Consider the following 17439-nt stretch of genomic DNA (forward strand, 5'->3'; position numbering starts at 1 on the left):
TCATAATGGCTTATAACATTCCTAATGGCTCGCGTGTTTATGTGGCGAGTAAATACGGAAAAGATGTTGAGTTTACGGCGGCAAGTAATGCCTCTGAAGCTGTACTTACTGTCACAGCGTCAAGTGGCATTAAAGCCGGAGATGTTGTTCTCGTCACATCTGGGTGGAAACAAATGTCCGGTGTTTTTCGTGTTAAATCAGCGGAAAGTACAAGTATCACGCTGGAGGGTGTGGATACGACAGATACTGAGCGTTTTCCAACAGGTGGGGGCAAAGGGACACTGAAGTCTGTTCAAGAGTGGGAGGTCATGCCGCAAGTCATGACCTTATCAACAGAAGGTGGTGAGCAGCAAACTCAAGAAATTCAATTCTTAGAAGATGAGCAAGCAGAAACGGTTGATACCTATAAATCGGGTATCGTGCAGGTTTATACCTTTGCTCATGATGCGAAATTACCTATTCGAGGGTTATTAATGTCCTTGGATGATACGAAGCAGTTAACAGCGATTCGTTTTTATAATAAACGGGCTGGTGAAGACCGTTACTACTCAGCCAGTGTGTCATTCCAACGTGTTCCTAATACTGCAATTAACGAGGTTGAAAACGTATCTGCACGTTTCTCTCTTAAATCTGATATGAAAATTTACACAACCGCATAATAACAGCCCCTTATGGGGCTTTTAAGGAAACATAATGGCTAAGTTTACCTTGAATCCTAATCCAACATTTAAAGCTGATGTAAAAATCTGTGTGGCTGGCAAGAGTGAGCCAGAGGTTGTTACGTTTACGTTTAATCATCTACCAATGAGTAAATTGGAAGAATTGAAAGAGGAACCTGTAGATGAATTCTTTACTAAAATTATTGCCGATTGGGCAATTGAAGAGCCCTATAACGAGGATAATTTGAAGTTGTTATTTGACAACTATCCATCAGCCGCAGGGGCTATTACAACAACGTATTACAATGAATTGTTAGGTAATCGTGAAAAAAACTAATATCGGTCGCTGAAGCAATGTATGGGGGAATGACAAAGCAAGAGGCTAAAAATTTTGAGCGAGCTTTTGGCTTTCCTCCTGATCTTGATGATGTTGAAGTTGTTCCTGATGTATGGGAGTCATATCTGGTATTTTCTGCGATGAGTACACAGTGGCGAGTTGGTATGAATGGTATTACTGGATTGGATTACAATTCGTTAAATCAAGTGATGGACTTACTCAACATCAAAGATAGGGCGACCGTGTTTAGTGATCTACGTATTATGGAAGTTAAGGCGCTGGAGGTGATGCATAAGAGGGCGCAATGATGAGCTAATCACATATCAAGGATAAAGAGAATTGCCTCACTTTAGTGTTCGGTCTACCATTAGATGGTTTACTAAATGGCGGGGAAGTATATGGGCGTATATAATTTTTATTCCGAAGTAGCAAGGCTAATGAAAGATGCTGGGTGGAAAGCGCAATCAAATTTTAGTACACATGAAATGTGGTATCACATTGTGTCAGGAAGAAAAATTGAGGTTCCATTAATTATAATAGCTTCTGCTAAGGCAAATAATATTTTAAGAGATGCTGGGGTAGCAGCTAGGTTTTAGTGTGATTTTTATACAGCGAGGTGCAGGACGAGTGTTAAATTATCTATTAAGGATTTTTATATGATTACTGATCATATTCCAAAAAAAGAAAAGATTGCGATGTTTGAATTCATGTATGCATATGCGAGATTAGAATATTGTCTAAAATTAAAATTAAAAGACCCAGCAAGACAACCTGTAGGCAAGAACGCAGAAGCTGATTGGGGTAAGCTTGTTAAAGATAATAAAAAAAGAATAACATATGAAAACATACCAGCAGGGAAAAAATTATTTGAATTAAGGCCTAAAAAACAGGTGGTTGGTGATGTGGGATGGGTTGAAATTAATAATACAGGCAACGAGTTAAATAATATTGTTAGTGCTTTAAAAACAGTAAGAAACAATTTATTTCATGGAGGAAAAGAGCTGGAACATGGTTTTGATTATTCTGATAGAAATATGGAGCTAGTCAATACCAGTTTAGATGTTGTACATCAAATTATTAAGTTTTTAAAATGGGAAGAAGATTTCTCCCCTAATCATTAATACCCACTCCGGTGGGTTTTTTATTGTCTGGATCTAGCCCTTCCTTGGGCTGGGTGGTTAGGGCTTTGGTTTGCTTCTATTTTCTGCGGATTGTCTAGGGCCATCTGGCATTTTATTAAATAACTCATTAACTTCTTTGGGTTCGGTTATTCCTTGGCGAACTATAATATTAAGCAAGTCAAAGAGCTTTATGGCTATATTATCAAAATCTTCATCATTAATAGTTCCTGGGTGGACTGCGTTATTACCCGTTATTCTCACTATGTCAGCTGCTTTGATGAGCTGTTTTGAAATTTTGTCATCTTTGGCTAGTGTATTTATATCTGTATTTATGTTTTTCCCTTCAGCACCAAGATGCTTGCACAACTTTTGCAGTCCAAGACGTAGAAGGGCTGCTGCCCCTCTAGGTGATTTTTGATAGATGTTAGCAGCCTCAATATAGTCTTGCTTAACATCTTCAGGCATATCATCTGAAGGCAGAGCAATATTAGATGAAACAGGGGATATCATGTGACCAACTGAGTCTAGTAAGCCTCCTACTGTTGGAATAAATTTAGTAATTATCCAAACATTATATTCCTTACAACTTGAACACTGGACATAGCGGATCTTGGATTTAGTCCTGCCAATGAATTCGTTTGAGTCATAATATAAATCATGCCATTCCATGTGAGCATACGCGCCACAATGAGGACAATTAAATGCTTCAAGGTGTAATGATGGAGAGATAGCCTTACTCATTAAAAAACCTTATTTATCAGTTGATGTGTGATTTTTATCTGATATGCCTATCAAAAAACCATTATTGTCAATTGTTCTTTCTGAAACCTCGTAGCCTAATTTATTGAGTTGTTCAAATGTCGGGCTGAGAATGGCGAAAAAATCCTCTTCATCAAGGATCTCTAGCTCTAAGTCACTAAGAGAGATACAAAACTCTGTGTGTCCAATACGAGCCTTTTTGTTTATCTCCGCAAATGTTCTTTTAAGAATCACTCCAGATAGCTCTTCTCTTGCTTTTTTAGCTATCTGAACAACATCTTTAGCTGGAATTAAATCATCAGTATTTACTTCATTAAGAAAGCTCATCTCAAGCCTTTGGACTATTTCTGCATTCATTGAACGAGTGTTTTCTTTAGCAGCGACTTCTATTTTTTCTTTTAATTCAATTGGTAGCCTAATACGTAACTGTGGGTCTTCTCGGCTCATGATGAATTCCAGTTTTCGGTAATGAAAATGATTATAAAATTATGCCCCACTGTGGGGTTGACTTCAATGACGCACGGTGTGACAATAAAATTGCCCCACATTGGGGCACTCAGTGGTTTAAGGATGAAATAATGCAGAAAGCAAAAGATATGTATCAAAAGAAAATTAGGTTTCCGGAGGATATTTGTCAGGCAATAGAGCGTAATGGCGAATTAGAGTGCAGGAAATTTAATACAGAAGTGATTTATCAGTTAAGAAAAGCATACGGACTGATAGAAAAGAAAAGCCCCAACTGCGCGAACAGTCGAGGCTAGTTGCCAAGTAAAACCCATAGAAAGGAATAAATGACATGAATATTGTAGCGAAAACAGATTTGACTTTCCAGAACTTCACATTCAACCCAATCGTTGAAGATGGTCAGTTGTGGTTCACGTCAACTGAATTGGCTAAAGCGTTAGGCTATAGCAGAACAGATAACGTTAACCGCGTTTACTCTCGTAATTCTGATGAGTTTACCTCGTCAATGACAACCACCGTCAAAATGACGTTGGTTAGAAAAACTGGTGAAGTTGATGCAATGGTTAGAGTTTTCTCTTTACGCGGCGCTCATCTGATCGCAATGTTTTCTAACACTCCAGTAGCAAAAGAGTTCCGTAAATGGGTGCTAGATATCTTAGACAAGGAGGTTCAAGAAAAGCAGAGCTTGCCTGTAACAAGACAAAAATCAGTTAGTGTGAATGTGTTATTGGCTAGATTGAATTTGATTTGTGATACATGGGAGTTAGCCAAAAATGATATCGCAGTATTTGATCCCAAGATGGCTAACCGACTTAGCTCAACGATGAATATGTTTTGGATGTATACAGCAAGTATGAAAAAGATAGCAAGTAAAAAGCAGGTTAGAAGATTAACACAGTGATTAGCACTAAAGGCAGAAAAGCCGATAGTTACAGCTATCGGCTCATCTTAAACTAAAATATAGGATGTATATTTATGAGTAATAGTATTCGAGTTTTTAACTATAAGTCAAGCAACGAGCAATTAGTGACCGTTTCAGGTTTGAAATACAAAGGTAAGCCTGTATTTCTGGCTGTTGAGTTAGCTATTTCATTAGGGTATTCAAATCCGTCAAAAGCATTAAAAGACCATTGTAAGTCACTGATTAAACTTAATTATAACGAATCGTTAGAATTGGGCTTTGATAATCCTAAAGGTGTTATTTTGGCTGGGCAGTCTGATATGTTCCGTCTGATTATGCGTAGCAAACTATCATCAGCGGAAAATGTTCAGGATTGGGTGTGTGAGCAAGTTTTACCTGAAATTATGGAAACAGGAAGCTATTCAATTGAGAAAAGCCAATCTGGGTTACTTGAATATCGTCAAGCCAGAACATTGAAAATGTCGGTTGATGCTATTGCCAATTTATTTGACCTGATGCCCAACCTAAGTAATGAGTCAAAACAGTGTGTGGCGGCTAACATTGTGAATCCTATTGTCGGCTTTGAAGCCGTACCATTACCAGTGCTTGAACAAAAGTATTACACCGCTGGTGAAGTAGGTGATATGTTAGAAGTGTCAGCAAATAAAATTGGTCGTATTGCCAACAAGAACGGATTGAAAACTGACAAATTCGGTAAGTTTTTCTTGGACAAGTCAGCTCATTCATCAAAGCAGGTTGAAGCATTCCGCTATAACGAGAACGGTATTAGCGCATTACGCCATATCATTCACGGGAAGGAAGTTGCCTAACTTACACATAGCCCAAGGATGGGCTTGTAATCTAGATCACAAGAGTAGTTTAACGGCGTTTATTCTTCTATTAAAAATCATCATTATATAGATAATATAAGAAATATTAATAAAAGCTAAATAGAGAATGAAATGAAAAATTTAATACTATCATTGTCTGCACTACTTTTTATCAGCGGGTGTACGTCGACAAAATATAATTATATGCCTAAAGTAAAAAATATTAGTGAGCCACCAATAGGGAGTATAAATACAGCTTATGTTGGTGACTCAATGCTTAAGCAAGGAATAATGAGTGAATTTGATGGGTTAAAGGTAACTGCTCCAGCTAAGGTTTCATGGGCTTATACTATCACCGCTGGTGTATTCAAAAAGATAGGTGAGAGCGCTGATGGTGAATTTTACTTCCCAACTGGGACTGTTGATTCAGGTACCATCGATAAAGCTGTTCTTGCAGACCCTTGGAATGCCATTATGGTAAAAGCCAAAAATAAAGATTTATGTGTAATAACGGTATTCTCTGTTGCTGTATGTGAATCAAATATGCCTTATGAAAAAACGACATTAAATGTGGCAAATGATAATTCGTTTCAACAAACACTACTTTATAATGGACGAGTCGGTAATAAAATTAATATAGGATATAGGGAAGCATCAAATAGTATGGCTAGACCAGCATTTAATAACGATGTTGAGTATGACTTATCTGAATCTAAAGTTATTGGATATAAAGGAGCTAGAGTTGAGGTTTTAGATGCAACTAACGAATTTATCAAATACAAAGTAATTAGTAATTTTAATAAGGAATAATTTCCCTTTTTGATGGTTAAATATCGCTCATATGAACTGGCATCCCTAACCGATACCAGTTCATTATGTTAGGTTTAATTACTTATAATTGAAATCATTAGGGTGATTATCGAGGCTGCCCGTAAGAGCTGCAAATAAAACCGTTTTCCCATCGATTGATAAATCATCGGTGATATTAAACCAGAGTAAATCCTCAGTATTGTTCTTTTCATCATTTGAAGAGAATACACCTGCCATAACATTCTTTTCTTTAGAGTACATAATCGCAATTCGCTCTGCTGGGCAATTGTGAGGTTTGCACGCTGTTGCTACTTGGTATTCATTACCGTTTAAAGTCACAGTATTTGATGGGGATTCAGTACCACCAGTTAAGACCCATGATGGGAGGTCGTTATTTTTTACAACTTGAAGGAATGCTGTTTTAGTATTTGTATCACTAGCTAACTTACTGATAGTTAAATCGTTGCCTGCATGAGCATTGGCTGCGATGAAAAGGGTTGCGATGAGTGTCAATTTTCTAAGCATGTTAATAATCCTTTGTGCGTTTAAAGGTTATCTGGTTAGTAACGAATGTTGGAGAATGAAATTCTAGAATAATATGGCGTTAATTTAAATAAAAGTTACATACAAGCTAATCTAACCACCGATGGGTGGTTTTTTTATATCTGGAGAAAGGTAAATGGCAGATATAGCAACCATCTCGCTTAAAGCTGATACGTCTGATTTAGAGCGCGGGACTCAAAAATTAAAGGAGTTTGGCAGCACAGCAGAAAAGGTAAATGGCTCAGCCCAAGACCTGAATGAACAATTTAAACGCGGTGTAGATAATCAGAAAAAAGCAACTCAAGCAGCTGAAAAACAGCGCAAAGAGCTTCATGAGTTACTTAATCAGCTGAACCCTACAAATAAAGCTTTTGAACGATTAGATGACTGGCAAACAAAGCTTGTAGCAGCAAGTAAAAAAGGGTTACTTCCCAAAGATCAATTCAAAGATTATAACGATATCTTGGAGCAAACTAGAGATAAGTTGCAAAGAATGCATATGTCTCTGACTGCGGAAGGGCAAGCATTATTAGCTCAAGAAGCAGCAACAAATAAAGCAAAACAAGCCGCGGATGAATTTTTGAAATCTCTTAAAAATCAGACGGATTTTATAGGGAAAACCAAAACTGAAATTTTAGAGTTGAAAGCAGCGCAAATGGGGGTTTCTCAGCAGGCTGCGCCGATGATCAGCAGGTTAAAAGAGCAAGAGAAAGCATTTTTAAATGGTTCAATTACGATTGGTCAATATCGAAATGCTATGCGTCAATTACCCGCTCAAATGACGGATATTGTCACGTCACTAGCATCAGGAATGCCTGTATGGATGGTGATGATACAGCAAGGTGGACAGATAAAAGATTCCTTCGGTGGTATAGGTAATTCATTGAAGGCGTTAGCATCGCTAATTACCCCGGCAAGAGTTGCAATGTTTGGATTTGCTGGTGCCGCTTCAGCGGTGGCACTTGCTGCATATCAAGGTTCTAAAGAGTTTGGAGAGTATAACAAACAGCTGATTCTTACTGGTGGGTATGCAGGGAAGACAGCGGCACAATTGGATGCTCTTGCTAGAAACTTATCAGGAAATGGCATTACTCAGCATGGTATGGCTGATGCTATATCAAAAGTTGTTGGTTCAGGAACATTTTCCGGTGATGCGGTTGGGATGATTTCCAAAACAGCAGCTGCAATGGAAAAGGCTGTTGGTCAGTCAATTGATGAAACAATCAAGCAATTTCAGCGTTTAAAAGAGGACCCGGTTAAAGCTGTTGCTGAACTAGATAAATCACTTCATTTTTTAACTGCTAAGCAATATGAACAAATTGCTGCGGCAGAAGCTCAAGGAAGAACAGAAAAAGCCGCTGAACTAGCGACTAAAGCCTATGCAGAAGCAATGAATCAGCGTTCAAGATCGATTGTTGAAAATTTAGGTTCGTTAGAACGCGCATGGAATTGGGTTGAGAATGCAGCCAAGAAAGGTTGGGATTCGATGCTGGGGATTGGTCGAAATCCTGATAACGCATTGAAACGACAAACAGCATTTACTGAATGGCAAGAGGCTGAAAAGAAATATAAGTCATTAGCAAATAGTTTAGGTAATTCTGGAAGTTATCAAGGCAACAGTAAAATAACTCAAGCAATAGATAAAAGAAATGCAGAGCGTTTAGCAAGCGCTAAGCGCGAAGTTGAACTTGCAAAACAAGCCTATGAACTTGCCGATAAGGCGGTAGCTACAGAAGCACTGGAAGCTGAGAGAGCTCGTTTGACGAGAAAGGCTCAAGAAGATGCAATAAAAGCTCAGCAAGAGTTTAATAGGTTTGTTGAGAGTGGGCTTAGTCCAGCAGAAAGACGAGTAAAAATTGAAAAGGAACTTAATAAGTTAATACACCAGAATAAGCAACAGGCTAAAGAAGGTGTTGTTTCCTTATGGAGTCAAGCAGATATAGATAAAGCAAGGAAAGGTATTGAGAAACAATTTAAAGATAACACGCCTAAAAAAACCTATCGACCTGACTATGGCACTCGTGCGGATGAGTCAGCCAATGAAGCTCTCGTTTCTCTACAGGCTCAACTTAAAGTATTAAAAGAGCACAAAACTGTTGCTGATGTGATTAGCTCAGAGCGTAAAAAACTTTGGGATATGGAAGCCAAAATAGCTGTATTAGAAGAAGCAAAAGCGACACGTAAGCTTACCAATGATGAGCAATCGTTATTGGCTAAAAAAGAATATGTATTAGCCTCTCAGCGTGCGTTAGCAGTAGTTGGCGATGAAGTAGAGCGTCAAAAGCAACATAATAGAGAGTTAGATAGACAACTAAAACGAGTAGAAGAAATAAAAGCTAAGAGTCGAGCACTGGATATGGGTTCCGGTAAATCTGACCGTATGTACCAACGTGACATCGCACTTGAGCAAGCTAAATCACCAGCAGAGAAGCAGGCATTAGAGGATTATTACAGTAAAGAAGATTCGTTACGTAACAATTGGGAGGCTGGAGTTAAACGGGGATTTTCAGAATTTCAAGACCAAGTCTCCAATGTTTATGGTAACGTATCTCAAATTAGCCAATCAGTATTTCAAGGTATGAGTAATAGCGTTTCTGATTTTGTCATCTCGGGTAAAGCGAGTTTCGGTGACTTCACTCGCTCATTCTTAGAAATGACCACAAAAATGCTAGTACAAATGGCGATGCTGAATGCTATGAAAGCTGCTTTTGGTGGAACTGCGATAGGCAACTTTCTCGGGATAGATAAATATGATTCTGGAGGATATACCGGAGATGGCGGAAAATACGACCCAGCTGGAATTGTTCATCGTGGAGAGTTCGTATTTGACAAAGAGAGCACTGCGAAATTAGGTAAAGCTAATCTATATCGGATGATGGATGCAGGAAAGAGAGGTTATGCATCTGGTGGTTATGTCGGGGGTTCTCAGCCCATGTCAGTTAATCAGCCTCGAGTGCAAGTTTACGGAGCGCAATCTACTGGTGGGATTAACGTTAATCTTAACCTTGGTGGTATCAGCGTTGAAGGTGGCGCTCAACAACAAAGCTCTATGCAAAATATTGATATCCGAGCTGCGGAGCAATCCTTAAATAATAAACTTAAGCGCTTTATGGCAATAGAAGGGCGTGAAGGTGGTGACTTGTACAAAATAATTAAAGCCGTTTCTATTGGAAGATAAGTCCTGTATTAAAATAATTAATGAGAGGTAGTTATGGAATTAAAACTTGGAACTGTAATCATTAACCCAGAAGATGAGCAAATCAGTATTCCTGTCGATGTCTATAAAGGTGATGAATTTAGCGTTGATTTTGTATTGGCAAATATAGTTTATCAAACAAACTTTAACTCTAGTAAACCGCTAGCCGAATACTTTGAAGAAGCTAAAGATCACGCACGAAAAACTATCAAATTATTAAATCAGTAAAGATTATCTAGATTGATTCTCACATAGCCACCTTCGGGTGGCTTTTTTATTTGAGGTGATCATGATTGAAGAGTTTAAGTGGCGAACTCAAATTCAAGACTCGCCAACTGGTGAATTTAAACATCGTGTAAGAGAAGTTGTATTTGGTGATGGCTATAAACAAGTTTCAGGGGATGGTATCAATACTGAAACGCAGTCATGGCCATTTACTTATACGGGACATAAATCAGAAGTAGAACCCATCTTTCAATTCATTAGAGCTCATACGGTAAGATCATTTCTGTGGATCCCGCCTTTTGGTGATAAAGGACTATATCGAGTGAAAGCTGATTCCATCACATTAAAGCCAATTGGCGGTAGCTCTATCACTATAACTGCAACCTTTGAACAGGCGTTTAGTGTATGAATATAACATCTGACATTCAAAAATTAGAACCGGGGAATAAGGTTCAATTAATTGAGGTGGATGGCAGTGAATTTGATGGACCAACTCTTCGATTCCATGCCTACAACCTACCGTACACATCCGAAGAAATTGACGCTACAGAGGGAGACATCAAGCCGAAGTCCATTTGGTGGCAAGGAAATGAATATGGCGCATGGGCTTATGAAATTGAGGGTATTGCTAAAAATAGTGATGGTAGCCCAGCCAGACCCATATTAAGAGTAGCGAATATCGATGGTCTGATATCCTCGTTGTGCTTGCAATTTGATGACATGGCGCTAGCTAAAGTGACTATTTATGAAACATTCGCGCACTATCTAGATGCTAAGAATTTTCCAGAGGAAAATCCTACAGCTAACCCAGAAGAGTTTTTCAAGCAGGTTTATTTCATAGACAGAAAAACGAACGAAGTGGCAGGAGAAGCTGTTGAATTTGAGTTGTCGAGTCCGTTCGATTTACAAGGGGTTATGATCCCCGGTCGCCAAATACATAACCTCTGTTTCTGGTGCATGAAAGGCGATTATCGAAGCGGGAGAGGCTGTAACTATACCGGCAATAAATATTTTGATGAACGTGGTGAGTCTGTTGATGATCCTGCATTAGATAAGTGCGGTGGACTCATTAGCGACTGTAAAAAGCGTTTTGGCGAAAATGAACCTTTGGATTTTGGAGGATTCCCTGCCGCGGGGTTAATACGATGATCACAAAGAAATTAACTGAGGAGATATTTCAGCATGTAAAAGCGGAATATCCTAAAGAGGCGTGTGGCGTTATTTGTCAAAAAAGCCGAGTCAAAAAATACTTTCCCTGCAGTAATCTTTCAAATAACCCCACTGAACACTTTGAACTTTCACCAGAAGACTATGCCGCAGCTGAAGATTGGGGCAATCCAATAGCCATTGTTCATAGCCATTGCGGAGATGGGGTGACGTCTCAGCCGAGCGAAATAGACAAACTGCAATGTGATGCTTCGGGGCTACCGTGGGTGATTGCTTCCTATCCGGAAGGTGATATCCGCATAATCCAGCCTAGAATTGAGCGTGAGTTAGAAGGTCGTCCGTTTGTGCTTGGTCACGCAGATTGTTGGTCGCTCATTATGGATTATTACCGACAGATGCACGGGATTGAGCTGCATAATTACAGCGTTGATAGACACTGGTGGGAAGAGGGCGAGAATTTGTATATGGAGAACTGGCAAAAAGCGGGATTTGTCGAGTTTTCTGGCGACCTTAAGGACGGCGACATGATCATTATGCAAGTGCAAGCCGAGGTACCGAATCATGCTGGGGTGATAGTGAATGGTATGTTACTTCATCATCTCTATGGGCAATTAAGCCGAATAGTTCCTTACAGTGATTACTGGCGTGATAGAACCGTGAAAATAGTGAGACGTAAGGAGTTGGTATGAGTTTAAAAAACATACGTCTGTATGGTGTAATCGGAGCTAAATTTGGTCGTGAACATCAGCTTGCTATCAATTCTCCACGAGAGGCGATTAAAGCGCTACCCGTACTTTATGATGGTTTTGAGCAGTTTCTAGCGAATGCACATCTCAAAGGGCTGGAATTTGCGGTGTTCAAAGGTAAGCGGAACATCAACGAGGATGAGCTGTATCTCGATACTTGTGAAGATATTCGTATTGTACCCGTGATTAAAGGGAGCAAACGTGGTGGTTTTTTTCAGACCATACTGGGTGCGGCATTAATTGCTGTTGCATCATGGGCAACAGGGGGAATTGCGGCAGCATTTGCAGCCGGGGGCTGGGCTGGCGCTGCTGCAATGGGAGGAGCTGCACTGGCACTAGGTGGGATTGTGCAGATGCTTTCACCTCAACCGAGAGGGTTATCCATGCGGCAAGATGCGGATAATAAGCCATCCTATGCATTTGGTGGCGCTGTAAATACCACGGTGCAGGGCAATCCCGTGCCGCTGTTATATGGACTAGATCGCCGCGAAGTCGGAGGTGCGATTATCTCCGCGGGTATCTATACCGAAGACCAAAAATAACAAAACTAATCTTTATCATATACGGAAACGGCTTGAGTGCCGTTTTTTTATGGGTGAAATATGGAAACGATATACGGCGCTAAAGGTGGCGGCGGGGGCGGTCATACGCCAGTAGAAGCCAAAGATAATCTTCTTTCAGAATCGACCGCAAAAATACTATTAGCTATCTCTGAGGGGGAAATAGCGGGTGGATTAGATGATACCCGTATTTTTTTGGATGATACGCCTATTGGTAATACTGACGGAACGAAAAATTTCGAAGGGGTGACGTGGGAGTTTCGCCCCGGTAGCGAGCAGCAAGAGTACATCAAAGGGATCCCTTCTGTTGATAATGAAGTTAGTGTCGGCATGGAGCTGAAGCATGATCAACCCTACGTTAAAACTTTCAATAATACTCAATTATCGGCTGTTCGTGTCCGCTTCTCGATTCCTCAGCTAATGCGTCAGCATGATAACGGCGATACAACGGGGTACCGTATTGAGTATGCGATTGATTTGTCTACTGATGGTGCTGGGTATCAAGAACTCATTAAGTCTGCATTTGATGGTAAAACCACAAGCGAATATCAACGTACTCACCGTATTGATTTACCCGAAGCGACAACTGGGTGGCAACTGCGTGTTCGTCGTCTAACACCAAACCAAAATACCGCACGTATTGCTGATAAAGTGATGATTGCTGCTGTGACTGAGGTGATTGATGCAAAGTTACGCTATCCGAATACCGCACTCTTATTTGTGACGTTTAATGCGCGTCAATTTAATAATCGGATCCCCAAGGTGAGCATTCGTCCAAAAGGAGGGCTACTCATCAAAGTGCCAACGAACTACGATCCTGTTAATCGAACATATTCAGGGGTATGGGATGGGACTTTCAAATTAGCGGCGACAAATAATCCCGCGTGGGTGTTTTATGATTTAGTCCTGAATAATCGTTATGGCTGTGGTGAACGAATCAATGCGAATCAAATAGAAAAATGGGATTTGTACAAAATCGCACAGTATTGTGATGAATTGGTGCCTGATGGGCGAGGAGGTGACGGTAAAGAGCCTCGTTTTTTATGTGATGTATATATTCAATCACAAGAGGCTGCGTATACCGTATTACGCGATATTGCGGCTATTTTTCGGGGAATGACTTTTTGGGCGGACAATAAAGTCAATGCGGTTGCCGATATGCCTGCACCTCTCTTTCGTACGTTTACTAATGCCAATATTGTTGGGGGGAAACCGTCCTATTCGGGGGGAAGCATCCAGAATCGTTACACCCAAGCACTGGTCTCATTTACGGATACAGATAACCACAGTCATGATGATATCGAGGCTGTAGTGGATTTACAGCTTCAGCGCCGATATGGGGTGCGTAAAACCGAGTTGTCCGCGATTGGGTGTACCCGTCGAAGTGAAGCGAATCGTCGTGGTCGCTGGGCATTATTGACTAATGCAAATGACCGCATGATCACATTTGCTACGGGGTTAGAAGGGGCTATTCCTTCACCGGGTCATATCATTGCCGTAGCCGATTCAAACTTGGCAGGGCGAGAGACTGGTGGACGTATTGCTGGGGCTAATGGACGAAATATTACACTCGATAGAGTGACATCGATTAAAGAGGGGGATCGTTTAATCATCAACCTTCCGGATGGACGATCAGAGGGGCGTACAGTGACAGCGGTGAATAATAAGATTGTAACTGTCTCTGTTGGGTATTCTCAAGTACCGCAGAAAGACGCTGTGTGGGTAGTGGATTCGGATGATTTAGCCGTTCAACTATACCGAGTGATTAATATCAGTGATAACGGCGATAACACCTACACTATTAGTGGTGCAGCCCACAATCCGGATAATTATGAGCACATCGATTCTGGTGCGCGAATAGATGAGCGCCCTGTGACTATTATTCCGCCTAGCGTTCAACCTGCTCCGAGCAGTGTAAAAATATCTTCTTACTCAATTGTTGACCAAGGCATAGCGTTTTCAATACTCAGTGTTAGCTGGGATGCAGCGGAAAGTGCCATTGCTTATGAGGCTCAGTGGCGTCGTGACAACGGGAACTGGATTAATGTTCCACGGACATCTTCACTGGGGTTTGAGGTTAACGGGATTTATTCGGGTCGATATCAAGTGCGAGTGAGAGCGATTAATGCTGCTGAAATTTCCAGTGTGTGGGCTAATGCGCCCGAAACGAGTCTGACTGGAAAAGTCGGTAATCCACCGAAGCCCGTGAATTTCAGAGCTTCCTCACTTGTGTTCGGTATTAAGTTGGATTGGGGGTTTGATGAAAATACCAGTGATACGCTAAAAACTGAAATTCAGTACAGTAAAACCCATGATGGTCACGGTGTGATGTTGCTAGCTGATGTGCCTTATCCTTCCCGTTCTCATGAAATCACGGGGCTCGCTGCGGGAACTGTATTTTATTTTAGGGCTCGCTTAGTGGATAAGTCGGGGAACGAATCCGAGTGGACATCATTCGTGCGTGGGGAATCTGAGTTTGATGTAAATACTATCCTTCCTGATTTAAGTGACCAATTTATGTCTACAGAAGCGGGAAAACAACTTGCTGATGAACTAGATTGGCTAAATGATTCCGTTAAAAGCATTGATGCTGGTATCGTTAAACTCGATAAGGCGATTATCGATTTAAACCAATCATTTGCTGAATCTCAAAAGCAAGTTCAGGCAAAATTTGAAAACCAAGCCGCAATGATTAATACCAAGATGCAAGCGCAGTTTTCTCAGGGGAGTGGATATGCGATGCACAGTACAAACATCACAATTATGGTTGATGGGAAAAAATATAATGCGGCAAGTATGGTGGTGAGTGCTGAAGTAAAGGGTGGACAAATCGAATCATATATTGGGTTTAATGCGAATAATTTTGCCTTTTTTAATCCAACACGAGGAAAAATGGAACCTTTGATGTTCATGAAAAATGGACAGATTTACATGCGTGAGTCATTCATCGCCGATGCATCGATTAGCAATGCCAAGATAGGGAATGTGATTCAGTCGAATAACTTCATTTCGGGTAAATCAGGATGGTCAATTAATAAGGATGGTAATGCAGAATTTAATGCTGCTACATTCCGAGGGCGAATTGATGGTGCAGATGGTCACTTTAGTGGAACTGTTGATGCAAAGGAAGTTTTAGGTGATGTGTACTTTGCAACAAATAAAAAGATATCAGGAACGCCATTGAACAAAACCTTTCCCAAAGGAGCACTTGAAACAGGATGGATTAAAGCAATAGAGATTAGTTCTGATAATTTCGTTCGTGTATTTGATGCTGGGCTGTCATGTGTTTTTGAAACGTCCAGAGCCTCTCCAGGAATGAATTATTCAACATATGCATTTTTAGTGGGTGTTGATGATGGAGAAGGTGGCATAAAAACTCTTGTTAGTAGCCAAGCAAGAGAAGACATCAATAATGGATTGAAGATGACATTAACAGCAAATGATATTCCTATACCTGCTTTGGGACGAGGGAAAAGCATATTTGTGTATTTGCGAGCCTATACAGTTGCTGTATCAAGTAATACAAATAGATATGTGAAATTTACCTTTTCGAATACAAAAAGAGCAGAAATATATAAAGAAGGCTCAACACTCATTAGGCCAATAAATCAGTAGCAATAACTATTAAATCTATTTTTCTGGATGGTTAAACTATATTAGAAGACAATTTCATTCATTGAAGCGGTGAAGTTAATAAAAACTACTACTGTATTGGTATCAAGGATGGGAATAGAGAAAATAGAATTGCTGTGAATAATCTAAATAGCCGCAGAAAATAAACTGCGGCTATTACTTGTTAAAAACTTTATTTCTTGCTAGCAAGGTAATCTTTTAAAGTTCCTTCAGGTTTTTTCTTACAAAACTCAAGGATTAAAGGAGCTTCCGCAACGCTCTGCTCAGATAATGCCACCCAGTCTCCACTTTTAAACTGAGTATCTTGTGATGTTACCCATAAGGCAACTGGAGCCCAGCTTTTAGGGTTCAGGTCCACATACTCTTTACATGTCATATTTTCGGGGGTTGAGGTCATTTTGTCTGCGGCTAATGCATTGAAGGACAGGGCACTTGATGCAATCATACAAGCAGAAATTATAAACTTATTCATAAATATTCCTCTTCATTTTCTAGTGGCAATAGCTATTGAAATAAAATGCTTTACTTATAAATAGTGCTATATACCAGTAAAGTCAACAGAAAAACATGGATAAGTGATAATTATCAAAATATAACTATCTTTTATGGATGATTCTAAAATGACATCTATACTTGATATGTAATAGATATATAAACCTAGAAGTTAAAGTTTAATTATTATATTTAACGACTGTTGGATGGGGCATTAATATGAGTATGAATCGTACAGTATCAGCGTTGGTAGGACAAAAAGTTAAATCTCTGAGGCGAGATGCTGGATATACTGCATCTCAGTTTTCCAAGTTGACAGGATGTAAGAGCGAGCAGCAGTTATACCGGTATGAACGAGGGATCAATAAAATTGATATAGATACTTTGGTATCAGCACTTAAAGTATTAAATGTTAATATTGAGTTTTTTTTCGAACAGGTGATGGAAGAAGCTTACAAAGAACCTATTGATTATAATATAAAAATATAACAAGCATAAGCTGAACTTTCTGTAGTTCTATTTAATAAAATGAACTGTTTTTTTCATATATATTCAGCAGATAATTCACATCAGTATCTAAAATTTTCGCTATAACAAACAGATCATCAATGTAGATAGACATATCCCCATTTTCATATCGAATATACTCAGCTTCAGATACAGTTAAGTTCTTAGCTATCTCTGAAGTTGAGATGTTTTTTTGGATACGAATTTTTTTTATGAAATTACCGAACATCTTGTTTGTCATAATACCCCCTATATACTCAATTGGTTAAATATAATGATGGCTGTGTTACAAATTTAGTGCTTGGTAGATAACAAAAAAGCCCACCGAAGTGAGCTTTTCTATTCTTCTAATACACGTGCATTTCGCGTGCATTTTGAAGTCCATTCTGGGTAATGTTACTGTCTGCTCAACTTTGCCAAGTTACTGTTTTTAAAGTTGTTGTCACATCACTGACAGTTAAAATTTGGTGGAGCTGGCGGGAGTTGAA

22 protein-coding genes are annotated in these 17439 nt (G+C 39.8%); 17 read left to right on the plus strand and 5 right to left on the minus strand.

From position 1 onward, the window contains the following. The first annotated feature begins 5 nt into the window (after positions 1 to 5). The 5 genes from PR761_RS00455 to PR761_RS00475 all read left to right on the plus strand — a co-directional run bounded on the left by PR761_RS00455 (position 6) and on the right by PR761_RS00475 (position 2117). Positions 6 to 659: a phage tail tube protein gene (locus PR761_RS00455; protein ID WP_154610598.1), complete on the plus strand. Its 654-nt coding sequence runs from the start codon at positions 6 to 8 to the stop codon at positions 657 to 659. A gap of 34 nt (positions 660 to 693) precedes the next feature. Next, positions 694 to 996: a phage tail assembly chaperone gene (locus PR761_RS00460; RefSeq protein WP_154610597.1), complete on the plus strand. Its 303-nt coding sequence runs from the start codon at positions 694 to 696 to the stop codon at positions 994 to 996. A 17-nt stretch (positions 997 to 1013) separates the two neighbouring features. Continuing rightward, positions 1014 to 1304, plus strand: a complete 291-nt coding sequence (locus PR761_RS00465) for a DUF1799 domain-containing protein (protein WP_154610596.1) — start codon at positions 1014 to 1016, stop codon at positions 1302 to 1304. A gap of 90 nt (positions 1305 to 1394) precedes the next feature. Continuing rightward, complete coding sequence (locus tag PR761_RS00470) at positions 1395 to 1592, plus strand: hypothetical protein (RefSeq protein WP_154610595.1); 198 nt, start codon at positions 1395 to 1397, stop codon at positions 1590 to 1592. A gap of 60 nt (positions 1593 to 1652) precedes the next feature. Then, the gene (locus tag PR761_RS00475) at positions 1653 to 2117 is read left to right on the plus strand and encodes a hypothetical protein (RefSeq protein ID WP_154610594.1); all 465 of its coding nucleotides are present in this window, start codon (positions 1653 to 1655) and stop codon (positions 2115 to 2117) included. A 57-nt stretch (positions 2118 to 2174) separates the two neighbouring features. Here PR761_RS00475 and PR761_RS00480 read toward each other — a convergent pair whose 3' ends face one another. Together PR761_RS00480 and PR761_RS00485 are read right to left on the minus strand one after the other, a co-directional pair. Next, positions 2175 to 2858: a DUF4145 domain-containing protein gene (locus PR761_RS00480; protein ID WP_154610593.1), complete on the minus strand. Its 684-nt coding sequence runs from the start codon at positions 2856 to 2858 to the stop codon at positions 2175 to 2177. 9 nt (positions 2859 to 2867) lie between these two features. Next, on the minus strand, positions 2868 to 3323 hold the full coding sequence (locus PR761_RS00485) for an Arc family DNA-binding protein (protein WP_154610592.1): 456 nt from the start codon (positions 3321 to 3323) through the stop codon (positions 2868 to 2870). Positions 3324 to 3454: 131 nt separating this feature from the next. Between PR761_RS00485 and PR761_RS00490 the strand changes: the two genes are divergently transcribed. The 4 genes from PR761_RS00490 to PR761_RS00505 all read left to right on the plus strand — a co-directional run bounded on the left by PR761_RS00490 (position 3455) and on the right by PR761_RS00505 (position 5882). Then, positions 3455 to 3637, plus strand: coding sequence for an Arc family DNA binding domain-containing protein (locus PR761_RS00490; RefSeq protein WP_115164875.1), 183 nt, complete (start codon positions 3455 to 3457; stop codon positions 3635 to 3637). 35 nt (positions 3638 to 3672) lie between these two features. Continuing rightward, positions 3673 to 4242, plus strand: a complete 570-nt coding sequence (locus tag PR761_RS00495) for a BRO-N domain-containing protein (protein ID WP_154610591.1) — start codon at positions 3673 to 3675, stop codon at positions 4240 to 4242. Positions 4243 to 4316: 74 nt separating this feature from the next. Then, entirely contained in the window at positions 4317 to 5072 is a 756-nt protein-coding gene (locus PR761_RS00500) for a BRO-N domain-containing protein (protein ID WP_154610590.1), read from the plus strand. Positions 5073 to 5204: 132 nt separating this feature from the next. Next, the gene (locus PR761_RS00505) at positions 5205 to 5882 is read left to right on the plus strand and encodes a hypothetical protein (RefSeq protein ID WP_126437154.1); all 678 of its coding nucleotides are present in this window, start codon (positions 5205 to 5207) and stop codon (positions 5880 to 5882) included. A gap of 78 nt (positions 5883 to 5960) precedes the next feature. Here the strand turns inward: PR761_RS00505 and ivy are convergent, their stop codons facing one another. Then, a complete protein-coding gene (ivy, locus tag PR761_RS00510; RefSeq protein WP_112837121.1) occupies positions 5961 to 6407 on the minus strand; it encodes an Ivy family C-type lysozyme inhibitor in 447 nt (148 codons plus the stop codon). Between the two features lie 154 nt (positions 6408 to 6561). Between ivy and PR761_RS00515 the strand changes: the two genes are divergently transcribed. From PR761_RS00515 to PR761_RS00545, 7 genes are all read left to right on the plus strand, one after another. After that, positions 6562 to 9603: a phage tail tape measure protein gene (locus PR761_RS00515; protein ID WP_154610589.1), complete on the plus strand. Its 3042-nt coding sequence runs from the start codon at positions 6562 to 6564 to the stop codon at positions 9601 to 9603. Positions 9604 to 9636: 33 nt separating this feature from the next. After that, positions 9637 to 9849: a hypothetical protein gene (locus PR761_RS00520; RefSeq protein WP_112837118.1), complete on the plus strand. Its 213-nt coding sequence runs from the start codon at positions 9637 to 9639 to the stop codon at positions 9847 to 9849. A gap of 61 nt (positions 9850 to 9910) precedes the next feature. Beyond that, on the plus strand, positions 9911 to 10255 hold the full coding sequence (locus PR761_RS00525; protein ID WP_115164514.1) for a phage tail protein: 345 nt from the start codon (positions 9911 to 9913) through the stop codon (positions 10253 to 10255). After that, a complete protein-coding gene (locus PR761_RS00530) occupies positions 10252 to 10995 on the plus strand; it encodes a phage minor tail protein L (protein WP_154610588.1) in 744 nt (247 codons plus the stop codon). The genes PR761_RS00525 and PR761_RS00530 overlap by 4 nt, the downstream gene beginning before the upstream one ends. Then, entirely contained in the window at positions 10992 to 11702 is a 711-nt protein-coding gene (locus PR761_RS00535) for a C40 family peptidase (protein ID WP_154610587.1), read from the plus strand. The genes PR761_RS00530 and PR761_RS00535 overlap by 4 nt, the downstream gene beginning before the upstream one ends. Next, a complete protein-coding gene (locus PR761_RS00540) occupies positions 11699 to 12301 on the plus strand; it encodes a tail assembly protein (RefSeq protein ID WP_154610586.1) in 603 nt (200 codons plus the stop codon). Before PR761_RS00535 ends, PR761_RS00540 begins: the two co-directional genes overlap by 4 nt. A 60-nt stretch (positions 12302 to 12361) precedes the next feature. After that, entirely contained in the window at positions 12362 to 15934 is a 3573-nt protein-coding gene (locus PR761_RS00545; protein WP_154610585.1) for a host specificity protein J, read from the plus strand. A gap of 190 nt (positions 15935 to 16124) precedes the next feature. On the opposite strand, the gene PR761_RS00550 is transcribed toward PR761_RS00545, so the two are convergent. Further along, complete coding sequence (locus PR761_RS00550; RefSeq protein ID WP_112837107.1) at positions 16125 to 16424, minus strand: HdeA/HdeB family chaperone; 300 nt, start codon at positions 16422 to 16424, stop codon at positions 16125 to 16127. A gap of 239 nt (positions 16425 to 16663) precedes the next feature. On the opposite strand from PR761_RS00550, the gene PR761_RS00555 reads away from it, so the two are divergent. Beyond that, positions 16664 to 16933, plus strand: a complete 270-nt coding sequence (locus PR761_RS00555; protein ID WP_126437142.1) for a helix-turn-helix domain-containing protein — start codon at positions 16664 to 16666, stop codon at positions 16931 to 16933. Between the two features lie 31 nt (positions 16934 to 16964). Here the strand turns inward: PR761_RS00555 and PR761_RS00560 are convergent, their stop codons facing one another. Beyond that, positions 16965 to 17192, minus strand: a complete 228-nt coding sequence (locus PR761_RS00560) for a helix-turn-helix domain-containing protein (protein WP_154610584.1) — start codon at positions 17190 to 17192, stop codon at positions 16965 to 16967. Positions 17193 to 17439 lie beyond the last annotated feature (247 nt).

The sequence above is a fragment of the Providencia sp. PROV210 genome (assembly GCF_028479445.1).
GTDB lineage: Bacteria > Pseudomonadota > Gammaproteobacteria > Enterobacterales > Enterobacteriaceae > Providencia > Providencia rustigianii.

What these genes read in the sequence shown, in the direction of transcription:
- PR761_RS00490 (WP_115164875.1), top strand. Translation starts at nt 3,455, where the DNA reads ATGCAGAAAGCAAAAGATATGTATCAAAAGAAAATTAGGTTTCCGGAG.
- PR761_RS00485 (WP_154610592.1), bottom strand. Translation starts at nt 3,323, where the DNA reads ATGAGCCGAGAAGACCCACAGTTACGTATTAGGCTACCAATTGAATTA.
- PR761_RS00460 (WP_154610597.1), top strand. Translation starts at nt 694, where the DNA reads ATGGCTAAGTTTACCTTGAATCCTAATCCAACATTTAAAGCTGATGTA.
- PR761_RS00555 (WP_126437142.1), top strand. Translation starts at nt 16,664, where the DNA reads ATGAGTATGAATCGTACAGTATCAGCGTTGGTAGGACAAAAAGTTAAA.
- PR761_RS00515 (WP_154610589.1), top strand. Translation starts at nt 6,562, where the DNA reads ATGGCAGATATAGCAACCATCTCGCTTAAAGCTGATACGTCTGATTTA.
- PR761_RS00475 (WP_154610594.1), top strand. Translation starts at nt 1,653, where the DNA reads ATGATTACTGATCATATTCCAAAAAAAGAAAAGATTGCGATGTTTGAA.
- ivy (WP_112837121.1), bottom strand. Translation starts at nt 6,407, where the DNA reads ATGCTTAGAAAATTGACACTCATCGCAACCCTTTTCATCGCAGCCAAT.
- PR761_RS00530 (WP_154610588.1), top strand. Translation starts at nt 10,252, where the DNA reads ATGAATATAACATCTGACATTCAAAAATTAGAACCGGGGAATAAGGTT.
- PR761_RS00480 (WP_154610593.1), bottom strand. Translation starts at nt 2,858, where the DNA reads ATGAGTAAGGCTATCTCTCCATCATTACACCTTGAAGCATTTAATTGT.
- PR761_RS00495 (WP_154610591.1), top strand. Translation starts at nt 3,673, where the DNA reads ATGAATATTGTAGCGAAAACAGATTTGACTTTCCAGAACTTCACATTC.
- PR761_RS00560 (WP_154610584.1), bottom strand. Translation starts at nt 17,192, where the DNA reads ATGACAAACAAGATGTTCGGTAATTTCATAAAAAAAATTCGTATCCAA.
- PR761_RS00520 (WP_112837118.1), top strand. Translation starts at nt 9,637, where the DNA reads ATGGAATTAAAACTTGGAACTGTAATCATTAACCCAGAAGATGAGCAA.
- PR761_RS00550 (WP_112837107.1), bottom strand. Translation starts at nt 16,424, where the DNA reads ATGAATAAGTTTATAATTTCTGCTTGTATGATTGCATCAAGTGCCCTG.
- PR761_RS00470 (WP_154610595.1), top strand. Translation starts at nt 1,395, where the DNA reads ATGGGCGTATATAATTTTTATTCCGAAGTAGCAAGGCTAATGAAAGAT.
- PR761_RS00455 (WP_154610598.1), top strand. Translation starts at nt 6, where the DNA reads ATGGCTTATAACATTCCTAATGGCTCGCGTGTTTATGTGGCGAGTAAA.
- PR761_RS00505 (WP_126437154.1), top strand. Translation starts at nt 5,205, where the DNA reads ATGAAAAATTTAATACTATCATTGTCTGCACTACTTTTTATCAGCGGG.
- PR761_RS00535 (WP_154610587.1), top strand. Translation starts at nt 10,992, where the DNA reads ATGATCACAAAGAAATTAACTGAGGAGATATTTCAGCATGTAAAAGCG.
- PR761_RS00545 (WP_154610585.1), top strand. Translation starts at nt 12,362, where the DNA reads ATGGAAACGATATACGGCGCTAAAGGTGGCGGCGGGGGCGGTCATACG.
- PR761_RS00525 (WP_115164514.1), top strand. Translation starts at nt 9,911, where the DNA reads ATGATTGAAGAGTTTAAGTGGCGAACTCAAATTCAAGACTCGCCAACT.
- PR761_RS00540 (WP_154610586.1), top strand. Translation starts at nt 11,699, where the DNA reads ATGAGTTTAAAAAACATACGTCTGTATGGTGTAATCGGAGCTAAATTT.
- PR761_RS00465 (WP_154610596.1), top strand. Translation starts at nt 1,014, where the DNA reads ATGTATGGGGGAATGACAAAGCAAGAGGCTAAAAATTTTGAGCGAGCT.
- PR761_RS00500 (WP_154610590.1), top strand. Translation starts at nt 4,317, where the DNA reads ATGAGTAATAGTATTCGAGTTTTTAACTATAAGTCAAGCAACGAGCAA.